Source organism: Nocardioides pymetrozini (assembly GCF_046058985.1).
Taxonomy (GTDB): Bacteria; Actinomycetota; Actinomycetes; order Propionibacteriales; family Nocardioidaceae; genus Nocardioides.
The window spans coordinates 2,470,224-2,481,442 of the sequence record NZ_CP175556.1 but is presented as its reverse complement, the minus strand read 5'-3'; the positions used below and the strand labels follow the sequence as shown (position 1 = coordinate 2,481,442).

At 69.1% G+C, this 11,219-nt stretch carries 10 protein-coding genes; 3 read left to right on the top strand and 7 right to left on the bottom strand.

Features of this window, described 5'->3' with window-relative positions:
• Positions 1-7: 7 nt before the first annotated feature.
• The 7 genes from ACJ5H2_RS12095 to ACJ5H2_RS12065 form a co-directional block, all read right to left on the bottom strand.
• Positions 8-907, bottom strand: a complete 900-nt coding sequence (locus tag ACJ5H2_RS12095) for a type II secretion system F family protein (protein WP_408895645.1) — start codon at positions 905-907, stop codon at positions 8-10.
• Complete coding sequence (locus ACJ5H2_RS12090) at positions 904-1,704, bottom strand: type II secretion system F family protein (protein ID WP_408895644.1); 801 nt, start codon at positions 1,702-1,704, stop codon at positions 904-906. The genes ACJ5H2_RS12095 and ACJ5H2_RS12090 overlap by 4 nt, the downstream gene beginning before the upstream one ends.
• 53 nt (positions 1,705-1,757) lie before the next feature.
• A complete protein-coding gene (locus ACJ5H2_RS12085; RefSeq protein WP_408895643.1) occupies positions 1,758-3,233 on the bottom strand; it encodes a CpaF family protein in 1,476 nt (491 codons plus the stop codon).
• Positions 3,230-3,931 (bottom strand): hypothetical protein, encoded by a 702-nt coding sequence (locus ACJ5H2_RS12080; RefSeq protein WP_408895642.1) that lies wholly within the window; start codon positions 3,929-3,931, stop codon positions 3,230-3,232. Before ACJ5H2_RS12080 ends, ACJ5H2_RS12085 begins: the two co-directional genes overlap by 4 nt.
• A 62-nt stretch (positions 3,932-3,993) precedes the next feature.
• Entirely contained in the window at positions 3,994-4,428 is a 435-nt protein-coding gene (locus ACJ5H2_RS12075) for a hypothetical protein (protein ID WP_408899631.1), read from the bottom strand.
• A gap of 268 nt (positions 4,429-4,696) precedes the next feature.
• Positions 4,697-5,659, bottom strand: coding sequence for a hypothetical protein (locus ACJ5H2_RS12070; protein ID WP_408895641.1), 963 nt, complete (start codon positions 5,657-5,659; stop codon positions 4,697-4,699).
• Positions 5,644-6,072, bottom strand: coding sequence for a hypothetical protein (locus ACJ5H2_RS12065; protein ID WP_408895640.1), 429 nt, complete (start codon positions 6,070-6,072; stop codon positions 5,644-5,646). Before ACJ5H2_RS12065 ends, ACJ5H2_RS12070 begins: the two co-directional genes overlap by 16 nt.
• A gap of 576 nt (positions 6,073-6,648) precedes the next feature.
• On the opposite strand from ACJ5H2_RS12065, the gene mobF reads away from it, so the two are divergent.
• The 3 genes from mobF (at position 6,649) to ACJ5H2_RS12050 (ending at position 11,177) form a co-directional block, all read left to right on the top strand.
• A complete protein-coding gene (mobF, locus tag ACJ5H2_RS12060; protein ID WP_408895639.1) occupies positions 6,649-10,155 on the top strand; it encodes a MobF family relaxase in 3,507 nt (1,168 codons plus the stop codon).
• A gap of 98 nt (positions 10,156-10,253) precedes the next feature.
• A complete protein-coding gene (locus tag ACJ5H2_RS12055) occupies positions 10,254-10,643 on the top strand; it encodes a hypothetical protein (protein WP_408895638.1) in 390 nt (129 codons plus the stop codon).
• A 150-nt stretch (positions 10,644-10,793) separates the two neighbouring features.
• Complete coding sequence (locus tag ACJ5H2_RS12050) at positions 10,794-11,177, top strand: hypothetical protein (protein WP_408895637.1); 384 nt, start codon at positions 10,794-10,796, stop codon at positions 11,175-11,177.
• Positions 11,178-11,219: the final 42 nt, after the last annotated feature.

The window sequence follows — 11,219 nt, the reverse complement described above, 5'->3', positions numbered from 1 at the left end:
TCCGTGGTCACGAGTTCGTGAACATGCGAAGCAATGAGGGCGCGACGAGCAGTGCCATGAAGATCACGCCCAGCAGTGAGCCGGGCATCGACATGCGCTCTCCGATGGCGTTGGCCTGGGCGAGTTCGTCGTTGAGCATGGCCGTGCGCATGGCGGCGGATCGGGCGCGCAGGGTGGCGTACACGCCGGCTCCTTCCTCGCCGGAGAGGCGCATGATGTCGGCGAAGTCGTCGAGCTCGGGCAGTCCGAGCTCCTCTGCCAAGGTGTGCAGCGCGTCCCAGGGCGGCAGTCCCGACCAGCGCGACCTGGTGAGCTCCTCGGAAAGCCGCGTGAACACCCACGAGTCGCCGACCTCAGCCGCAGCCTCCATCGCCTGCCGGTGGCCGATGCCGTTGTTCCGCTCCAAAGCCACGAGGTCGATGTAGGCGCCGAGCGCGCGGGCGAACTCGGTCCGTGCCTTCTTGGCGTCGTCGACGGCGTTGTAGTTCGGGATGAAGAACATGACCGCGGCCAGCGCGAGCGATGCGACGGCTGGGAGCTGGAATGGGATGCTCAACCCAAATGCGTTGAAGAGCGTGACGAGGGCCGGCGGGATGACGAGGCCGAGCCCGGCGAACATGAGCTTCTCGCCGTAGAACTGCGCGACGGGGATCCGCAGCAGGGCGAGTTCGCGTGTCGGTGTGCGAACCCAGAGGCCGGGCGGCAGGACGCGCAGGCCCCACAGTCCGAGCCGTTCCTTGCTCGACCGCGCGGCGTCGGTGGCGGTCGAACGCGGGCGCGACGAGGAGACTCTCTCGAGTGCGTCGGCGAGGTCGGGCTCCGCCGGCAGGAGGCGAGCGACGAGAAGCACGAGGCCGAGACCGACGAGGCCCCCGGCAAGGATCGCCAGTTGCAGCCCGGCGATCATCGCGGCGCCTCCGCGATTACCCGGGTCGACAGGAACCGGGGGAGCGGCTTGCCTGCGGCCATGCGTCGCATCCAGATCAGGGTGGCGACGTACGCGGACAGGAGGAGCACAAGGAGCACCTGGCCGACCGGGGTGCGGTACGGCTCGACGTACGTCCCCGACAGTGCCAGTACGACGAGCACGCTGGCGCTGATCAACGTGACCCAGCGGGCTGTGGCTCGCGGCTTGGCCCGGTCTGCCTCGACCTGGCGGCGCGCGCGTACGTCAGCACCGACCGACTCGGCGAGTCCTTCGAGGACACTCGCCAGCCCGGCTCCGCGTCGGCGGGCGCCCAGGATCAGGTTCGCTGCGATCAGGTCGCCGGTCGCATCGTCGAGTTCGTCGGCGAACGCTCGCAGAGCCTTCTCAGTGTCCCACCGTGCCCGCAGCCGGGTTACCAGTCGGTGAACCTCATCGGCGATCGGAGCAGGTGTCGACCGCAGAGTCGCGACCAGCGCCTGCTCCAGGCCGATGCCGACGGTGAGGACTCCGGAGAGCGATCGCGTCCATTCCTCCATCGCTTCGAGGCGGGCGATCTGCGTTGCGGCCGGCGGCGCGCTGAGCAGGATGGGCAGCCCGATGACAGCGACCGGTGCGATGACGAGCGACAGGATCCAGCCGGTGATGAGCCATCCGACGAGGCCGAGCGCGCCACCGGCAAGAAGCAGGACTCGGGTCCGCCGGTTGAGGGCGCGGCGTCGACTCGCTGCCGTGGGCTCCCGCGCCGGAATCGCGGTCGGGCGCAGGCCGATGACCACCCCGAGGAGCCCCAAGGCGACGAGGCCACCGGCGATCGCGGGAAGGATCGCGGTCACGTCCGGGCTCCGAACTGCTGACTGCCGAGGTAGGCCGCCAGGTCGAATCCGTGCTGGGCGAGTCGGCGATACTCGTCGGGCAGGACATCGGGGACTGCGACGCCGGTGGCATCCGCGCGGAACACGTGCGTCGTCGCGTAGCCGGGCTCCTTCTCACCTGGCGCGAGCGCAATGACCTCCGCGACCCGCCTGGTCCGCTGAGCCCCGCCCGGCACGACCTTGGTCTCCAGACTCAACTGGACGATCAGGTCGACGGTCGCTGCGAGCTTGCTGGTGGCGAGACCCTGCGTGACGTGCGGACCCGCCTCCATCGCACAGGTCACGAGCTTGCGTACGGCGGCCACGGCGTCCGCCGCGTGCGTGGTGGAGATAGATCCGGTGCCGGACTCCATCGCCTTGATCATCGCCCAGATCTCCTTGCCACGGACCTCGCCGACGATCTGACGTGAGAGGTTGAAGCGGAAGGAGTCAACGAGTGCCTCGTCGAGCGTGAACTCACCCGACTGGCGCCCGTCAGGACCCCGTTCACCCGAACCGGGCCGGGCCTCCCAAGGGATGACCACCTTGTGCCGGCCGAGCTCGTGGAGGTGCAGTTCGTATTCGGTCTCGAAGGTGCCGATCGCCTCGAGCTCGTCGATCTCGGCGCAGAGCGCTCGAACCAGCGTGGTCTTGCCGGCACCCTGCGCCCCGGCGACCACGATGGAGCACCGGGCGCGCACTGCAGCCCTCAGGAACGAGGCGACGACGGGCGTCATCATGTCGCGCTTGACGAGGTCGTCCAGCGTCACCCGCATCAGCCGGTGCCGACGGATCACGACTGACGGTCGGGTAGTCACCCACGCCACGGCCGCCAGCCGCGAGCCGCCGTCCAGCCTCAGGTGGAGGCTCGGCTGTGCCTCGGAGAACGAGCGCGCATTCACCTCGCTGCGCGAGGCAAGGAAGACGAGAAAGTCGATCAACTCCTGATCGGAGTCGGCCACCGACGGTCCGGGAACGAGCGTCCCGTCGATCAGTTCGAGCTGCACGTTGTCGTGGCCGACGATGACGATGTTCTCGATCCGATCGTCATCCACCAATGGCTGGAGGCGGCCGAGGCGGAAGAGGGAGTCGAACACGGCCTGAGCGGTCGCCTGCTGCTTCGAGGGACTCCACGACCCGTGACCGGCGTCGACAGCCTCTGCCATCGCAGACTCGATGAGGTCGAGCACGATCGATCGGCCGAGCTCCTGCTGTGCCTCCTTGTCGAGTCGGGCGCGGCCGGACTGCACAGCCTGGCTGAGTTGCTCGGAGGCCTGGGCACGCAGTGTCGAAACGAGCGCCCAGTCGACATCGGTGGTGGCCGGGGGCGGCGACCCGACCGTCGTGTCGAGACCGCTCGGCACCTCGTGGGGGACGCCGTTGGTCGTCTGGCTGAAGAGCGGCAGGCGCGTCAGGTCGCCGTACTCGTTCGCGAATCGGTAGGTCTCGGTCATGGCCGCGCCTCCTCGACGAGCGCGAACCGACCACGGGCGATGTGCGCCTGGACGGACTGGGCCGCGGCCTGGAGCGCGCGGATGTAGGGGCCGGTCTCGAAGTGTTTCGGCGGGGCCGCGCCACGGTGGTACACGGCCGCGGCTGCCGGATCGTCGGGCAGATCGGCGACGACCGGGATGCCGAGAACCTTGGCGACCTCGGAGGCCCGGTAGGGCTGGCCCTCGGCGACTAGAAGCAAGCCGGGGTGACGCCATCCGGTAGCGGGTTGCCGGACGCTCTCCGCCCACGAACGAGCCGCCGAGATCGCCGGCAGAGTGGCTCTGGTGACCAGGAGAGCCGCGTCGGCGGCGTCCAGCAACGGGGTCGGCGAGCCCGTGAGGCCGAGCCTCCCGGCGTCGACGATGACGTCCTGGCCGTTGTCATCCAGATCGCGGAGTGCGGCAGCCAACGGCTCCCAGACGTCGCGCAAGGCCATTGCCTGCGCGTGCGACCGGATGCCGGCGACCAGCGAGACGTTCGGGCTCAACGGTCGTACGACGTCCCGCAGCGCGTCCGCCGTGCCGAGGGGCGAGAGGGCGAGCTCGATCAACCCGGCGTCGTACGGCGTCGTGCCGCGGAGGAACCCGGCGAGGACGCCGGATCCGCCGGTCGGGTCGGCCTCGACCAGGAGCACGGGGCGCGGCCAACTGAACGCCATGCCCACAGCGGTGGTGGTGACGCCGGGCGAACCGGAGGCCGATGTCAGGCACACGATCGCCATCACTGGGCTCCCGAGTCGAGGATCAGCGCGACGTTGCCGGTCGCAGCGCGCGCCGCGAGGACGCTCGCGTCGGCGTACGGCACCAGGACGTTGACGACGGTGTTGCTGGTGGTCTCGTCGATCGCCGTGTCGACGACCTCGGCAGCAGTGAACTGCGGCGCGCCGGTCGGGGCGTCGCCGTTGGCGGCCGGGGTGACGATGATGCGGACCTTGTCGCCGCCGTGCATGGGGAGGGCTGGGACCTGGGCCGGGGTCAGCGAGATGCCGACGATCGACTGGCCCTCCGGCGGCATCGGCGCATCGGTCGTCGACTCGGTCGTGATCAGGCCGCCGGCAGAGATGTCGAGCGCCGCGCGCTGGCCGACGATCTCGTCGTACGCCGACGCAGGGAGTGGCTCCAAAGCCGGGTCGCCGCTGATCCGGATGCGCCGGATGTCGTCGGCGGTGATGACCTCGCCTCGATGGATCGTCTTCGTCGCAGCGAGGACCTCCTCGGTGCTGGTCGTCGCGTTCCATGCCCAGGCACCGAGCAGCAGCCGAGGGCGGTGACGACGACGGCGGCGACCACGAGTCCGGGCCGCCTCCGGAGCTTGGGTGGGGGAGTGACAGGCGGACCGGCGTCGGGCGCGGTGCGGTGGGGGCCGGGCTTCCGGTCCTCTCGGGCAGTCGTGGTCACTTCGTCCCTCCCCGCGCAGATGCTCGTCAGTTCACGAGCACCTGCGCTTCGCCGATCCGGATCTGGGTCGAGCGGTTGAGGCCGTCGAGGCGGATCGTCCCGGTCTGGCCCGCGCCCGACCAGGTGATGACCCAACTCGAGGTCGCGGTGACGGTGTACGCATCTTCTGCCTGACCCACGCTCGACTTCTTGTAGGTGTGGCCGCAGTCCGGGGAGTCCTTCCTCCCGAACTCCGGCTTGTACGGCGTGCCCGCCGTGTCGCAGACGACCTCGGTTCCGTCGCCCATCTCCCAAGTGATGTGCAGGACCTTCGCCGTCGCGGTGATCGTGATGCCGCCTGCCGACGCACTCTCGGTGATCGGGCCGAAGGTCTGGCTGCTCGGCGCCTTCGCCCACATCCACACGGGCATGCCTACGAGGCCGATGCTGTCGGGACCGGGCTCGGGAGCGATGCCGATGTCGATCGCTCTGAGGTGCATGTTCTCGATGGCGATCTGGGCGACCTCTCTCGGTGTCGGTCCCGTGCCGGAGTTCGGCGGCGGATCCTGCGTCCAGATCGTGATGAGCAGCCCGGTCTGCGGCTGGTCGCAGTAGTAGACGGCACCGTCCCCGGGCTCGTGGCCCTGCCACGACGGGTCGCCCGCGGGCGGCTGGGGTTGCACGAGCGAGATGTAGCAGTGGTAGGCGTTCGACCAGTAGGCGCCGTTCTTCGTGCAGGGGACCGGCCCAGGCGGTGGCTTCGTGATGCCCTGGCTCGTGCCGTCCCAGTAGCAGGCTGCGCCGCTGCCCGTGTCCTCTGGCCCGTCGTCGCCCGGCGTCCCCGGTGTGCCGGGATTGCCCGGGACATGGATCCAGATCAGGCACTCGCCCGTCGCCGGGTCGGTCTGACCGCAGACCGTGCCGTCGGCGTACGACGGTGCGGACGCGAGGGCAGTGAGGCTGGCGGTGGCGAGGGCAGTCAGCAGGAGGCGAATCAGGAGGCCGCGCATGGCGTCTGCTTGAGGTCCTGGCCAGTCGCTACGCGCCAGCCGCCGGTGGGGTCGGCGGCGTACTCGTAGTTCGCGACGGTGTAACGCGTCCACCCGGTGTCCGGGCGGTCGGGGGAGACGATCGACTTGCCGCTCTTGTCGAGCACGTCGACCTTGGTGACGTCCCAGCAGACGTCGATGACGACCGTGGGCACCTTGCCGGCGTCCGGGTCGGAGTTGTCGAGGGTGACCGACTGGACCTTCAGTTCGCTGATGGCCGTGGTGCCGGTCTGGCGCTGGCCCTGATCGCGCTGCCGTTGCACGAGGGTCTGCACCGCGTTGAGCTGCGCGCCGATCGCGACGGTCTCGAGCTCCTTGAGATCGCTGGAGGGATCGGCCCGGAGCCCGTCGAGGACGGCGTAGTAGTCGGTCATCGCAGCCGATGCATTAGCGGTCGCGGCGTCGTTCGGAGACGTCGGCGACGGGCTGGTCGTCGGTTCCGTCGACCCTGTCGAGGACGACGTGGCTGGCGTCGTCGGCGGAGGATCCGCATCGGTGTCGGCGCACGCCGACATCGCGGCCAACAGAAGTGTGCCGGTCGCCAGGAAGGTCAACCCGAGTCGATTCTTCATGGGGGTTCTTGCTTCCTCTCGCCTACGGCGATGAGGCGCGACGACGTCCCGCGGGCGGTGCGTGCATCGTCTGTGCCTCATCGTAAGCCTGATTCGCGGATCCGGACCCGACGTCTTTACCCGGGTCGCTTCAGGGGTCAGGTGCACGTCTCTGCCCAAGCCCCTCGTCCCGCTTCCGCTCTCTGTCTTCTCCCTTTCCCGTCACCCCTTCAGCCCTCTCGCTCACCTCGTCCCCACACCTGCCACTCACCTCTCCGCGCCTCATCCCGTCCTGCTTCCGTCCCTCCTCGACTACCGCTCCTCGCCTTCACACGGTGTGCAGATCGAGGGGGCTGTGGAGAACGACGCGCACCTGAGCGCTGTGGGATGGAAACGGCCGTGACGGTCTCGATGCGCCGGATGTCCGCGGGCAGCGGTTACCACTACCTGCTGCGCAGCGTCGCGGCCGGCGATGGCAACCGCGTCGTGTCGACGCCGCTGACCCGCTACTACTCCGAGATCGGTACGCCGCCCGGCCGCTGGCTCGGAGTCGGTGTCGGTGCCTTCGGCGCCGGCCAGCTCCGCCCAGGCATGCAGGTGAGCGAGGAGCAGCTCGCGCTGCTTGTCGGCATGGGCCGAGACCCGATCACGGGAGAGCAACTCGGGCGCGCGTATCCGTCGTACAAGAAGCTCGCGGAACGCATCGACGAGCGCGTCGCCGCTCTCGATCCGGAAATGACCCAGGAGGACTGCGCCGCCGAGACGACTCGGATCGAGGCCGAGGAGACTGCGGCCGGCATGCGGGGCGCGGTGGCAGGGTTCGACCTCACCTTCAGCGTCCCGAAGTCCGTCTCCGTGCTCTGGGGAGTCGCCGACGCCGCCACGCAGGAGCGGATCGTGGCGGCGCATCATGCAGCGGTCGCAGACGTGATCGCGCTGTTCGAGCGAGAGGTCGCCGCTACCCGTGCGGGTATCTCCGACGCTGACGGCGCCGTCGCCCAGGTAGACGTGGCGGGCGTCGCGGCCGTCGCCTACGACCACTTCGACTCGCGGGCTGGGGACCCGCAGCTCCACACGCATGTCGTCGTCGCCAACAAGGTCCTCACTGTCATGGACGGCCGCTGGCGCAGCCTCGACGGTCGCCCGGTCTTCGCCTCGCGCACCGGTTTGTCTGCGCACTACGACGCACTCCTGGCGGACCGGCTGTCGCGCGACCTCGGCATCGAGTGGGAGCTGCGGCAGCGTGGACCCGACCGGAATCCCCGATGGGAGATCGCCGGCGTCACTGACGATCTGATCACAGAGTTCTCCAGCCGCACCCGCGAGATCGAGCTTAAGAAGGACGAACTCATCGCGGAGTACGTGGCTCGCCACGGGCGGATGCCATCGGCGAGGACGATCGTCGAGCTCCGGGCACAGGCCACGCTCGCCACGCGCCCGCCGAAGGAGGTCCGGTCGCTCGCCGACCTCACCGCGGGTTGGCGGCACCGGGCTGCCAAGCGGTTGGGCACCGAGCCGACGGGCTGGTCGCAGTCGGTGATCGGCCGAGACGGTGACCACCTGACCGCGGAGGACGTGCCGCTGGCTGTCATCGAGGCGATCGGCGCCGAGGTGGTCGCGGCGGTGGCCGTGAAGCGGGCTGTGTGGACGCACTGGAACCTGATGGCCGAGGCGGCGAAGCAGACGATGGATCTGAGGTTCGCGACGACTGAGGACCGCGAGGCCGTCGTCGGCCTCGTCGTGGACGCGGCGCAGGCGCGCTCCGTCGTCCTGACGCCGCCGGAGCTCGCAGTCAGCCCGGTCCGGTTCCAGCGTGAGGACGGCACGAGCCGGTTCCGCCCGCGGCATGGTGAGAAGTACTCCTCCGTCGCAGTGCTTGAGGCCGAGGGGCGGCTGTTGGCGCGCGCCGAGAAGGTGACCGCGCCAATGGTGTCCGTCGGCGTCGCTGGGCGAGCGGGCGGCCGTGGCAAGGTCTCGCTGTCCGATCAGCAGCGCCGCGCGGTGGCGAGCATCTGTCGCTCCGGGCGCCAGGTCGACCTCCTGGTCGGACCCGCTGGGGCCGGCAAGACCACGACCATGAGAGCGCTCCGCGCGGCCTGGATCAGTGAGCACGGGCGGGGGAGTGTCGTCGGGCTGGCGCCGTCCGCCGCGGCCGCCCAGGCGCTGGCCGACGACCTCGGTGTCGCCTGCGAGAACACGTCGAAGTGGCTCCACGAGTACGACCGCGGCCGCGCCGAACTGCGGCGCGGTCAACTGGTGATCGTCGACGAGGCGACTCTCGCCAGCACGGTGACGCTCGACCGGCTCACGGGGATCGCCGCAGGCGCGGGCGCCAAGATGCTGCTGGTCGGCGACCCCCACCAACTCCAGTCCGTCGACGCCGGCGGAGCCTTCGCACTCCTCGTCGATCGGCGTGCGGACGTGCCGGAACTGAGGGAGATCCACCGGTTCGCCAACGAGTGGGAGAAGGAGGCCTCGCTGGCGCTCAGCCGCGGTGACGTCCAAGTCATCTCGACCTACGGTCGCCACAAGCGGATCCGGGAAGGTCTCACCGCGGAGATGGTCGACGCCGCGTACGTCGCCTGGCGCGCCGACTGTGCTGCTGGACGCGCAAGCATCCTCGTGACGGAGTCGGCGCGGGACGTCCGCGCGCTCAACGAACGCGCCCGGGCCGAGCGGCTGCTCCTGGACGGTGCGGTCGACCACCGCGAGGTCGACCTGGGCGACGGCTGTCGAGCCCCGGTCGGCGACGTCGTGATCACGCGCCAGAACGACCGCCGGATCCGGACGATGCGCGGCGGGTGGGTGAAGAACGGCGACCGCTGGCTGATCACCGACATCCGGCGGGATGGCTCTGTCCTGGTCAAGCGCCTCGACGACCGCGGAGGGCGAACGGTGCTCCCGCCGGGTTACGTCGCCGAGCACGTCGACCTCGGCTACGCAGTCACCGCGCATCGCGCTCAGGGCGTCACCGTCGACACGGCGCACGTCGTCGTGACCGCATCCACGACCCGGGAGAACCTCTACGTCTCGATGACCCGCGGCCGCGAGTCCAACATCGCCTACGTCGCCCTCGACCAGCCCGACGACAGCCACTCCACGCCCGAGGCGGATGACGTCACGGCCCGAACTGTTCTGTACGGGGTCCTCCAGCACAGCGGCGCCGACCTCTCCGCCACGCAGACGATCGCAGCCGAGTACGAACTGCACGGAGGCATCGACCGCCTCGCGGCCGAACTCGAGACGATCGCCGCGGAAGCTCAGCACAAGCGCTTCCTCGACCTGCTCAGCCGCTCCGGGCTGACAGCCGAGCAACATGCCGCAGTCGTCGAGTCGACAGCCTTCGGCCCCCTCGCTGCGGCACTTCGTCGCGCCGAGGCATACCACCACGACCTTGAGCGTCTTCTGCCTCGAGTCGTCGGGCGGCACGGTCTCGACGACGCCGATGACATTGCAGCGGTCCTCCGCTACCGAGTCGACAAGCTCGCAGCGACTCCGCCGCACGGTTGTCGTCTCCGTCCCCGGCTCATCGCCGGCCTGATCCCCGAGCCGCTCGGCCAGATGTCAGCCGAGGACCGGCAGGCTATCGACCAACGCAAGGAACTGATCGAGTCCCGCGCTCGTGCCCTTGCCGAGGAGGCCGTGATCAGCGGCGAAGTATGGACTCGGCGACTCGTCGGGGACCATGGCGAAGCCTGGGTTGAGTCGGCAACGACAGTCGCGGCGTACCGCGACCGCTACAGGGTCATCTCAGACCTGCCGGTTGGGGGCGGGGCGACGAGCGACACTCAGCGCGCGGACCGCCAGCGCGCACTTTCTGCTCTACGCGCCCCGATATCGCCACGCTCTACCGAGCACTTGCTCACCACGCGTCCGGTCGCTGTAGGGGCCGCCTCGGCTCTATAGGTCGACGGGTGGCGCGGCTATCCACAAGGGCTACTCGCGCCTGGATTGTCCACCGTCGACCTGGCGTATCGAGGAGATATCAACCATCGGAGGAAGTCATGCTGATCCTGCTGGCCCTGCCGGTCATCGTCACCGTCGCGGCGGTGCACCGTTACCTCGCGCTCTACGCGCCGACGAACGTCCTGGTCTGCCGAGTTCGCGGCTCGCATCCGACCCGCAGTGCAGCGGCCGCACTCGCCGTCCTCGCGTGTGTCTGCGCCGGCGGTGTCCGCCTACTCAATATGGCCATCGAGGCCGGGGCACCCGGTTGGCTGAACCTCGTCGTTCTCGTCCTGGCTTGGGACGCGATCAAGTTCGGGCTCCTTGCACTATCGGTCCTTCTGCGCACAACCCTGCGTGGGCTCCGCGCGAAGACGGATGGTTCCTCACCTACCAATGCGTCGGTGCCCTCGGAGTGCTTGGTGAGCCGTCGTGGGTGCGTCGCGTGAGTTCCGCGACTCGTCACGAATCTGGCGCCGAAGGTCAGTTCAATGAGCTGCCGTCGACGGGCCGTCGGCTCACGGTCTCGTCGCGTCCGCTGACGCGAGCGATGAAGACCGCCGTCGGGCACCGCGGAGGACCTTGTCATGATGCTCCCCATGGCCGCCCCACAGACATCAAGCGAGATCCAGGAGATCCTCGCCCGCACCCACGGTCAATCAGTTGTCGCACTACAGGTCCTCGGAATCAACTCCTTGAAGTCGATCGACCCTCCACCGGACTCGCTGGTTGGGGTCACGATCAGTACATCGACTGTGTCCGGGCGAACGCTGTCCCTGGTAGTCGGCGCCTTCGAGGTCCGCATCGACCTCCAGCGGACCGGCAAAGTTGTGTGGCTGGACTCGGTCGAGCCGTACCAGCAAAAGGTCGGTGTGGCGCGCCCGACCGCCCGTCTCGTTCTGCAAGGCGGGACCGGCATCGATTTCACGGAGCCATCCAAGACAAAGCGGATCACGGTCAGCCTCTTGCGCCGGAACGGATGAGCGGTTCGGAGTCGATCTGGCCGCTGTTCAACGGGCTTCCGA

Coding starts and splice junctions, on each gene's coding strand:
- ACJ5H2_RS12065 (WP_408895640.1), bottom strand. CDS start 6,072: ATGACCGACTACTACGCCGTCCTCGACGGGCTCCGGGCCGATCCCTCC.
- ACJ5H2_RS12070 (WP_408895641.1), bottom strand. CDS start 5,659: ATGCGCGGCCTCCTGATTCGCCTCCTGCTGACTGCCCTCGCCACCGCC.
- ACJ5H2_RS12080 (WP_408895642.1), bottom strand. CDS start 3,931: ATGGCGTTCAGTTGGCCGCGCCCCGTGCTCCTGGTCGAGGCCGACCCG.
- ACJ5H2_RS12055 (WP_408895638.1), top strand. CDS start 10,254: ATGCTGATCCTGCTGGCCCTGCCGGTCATCGTCACCGTCGCGGCGGTG.
- ACJ5H2_RS12085 (WP_408895643.1), bottom strand. CDS start 3,233: ATGACCGAGACCTACCGATTCGCGAACGAGTACGGCGACCTGACGCGC.
- ACJ5H2_RS12095 (WP_408895645.1), bottom strand. CDS start 907: ATGATCGCCGGGCTGCAACTGGCGATCCTTGCCGGGGGCCTCGTCGGT.
- ACJ5H2_RS12050 (WP_408895637.1), top strand. CDS start 10,794: ATGGCCGCCCCACAGACATCAAGCGAGATCCAGGAGATCCTCGCCCGC.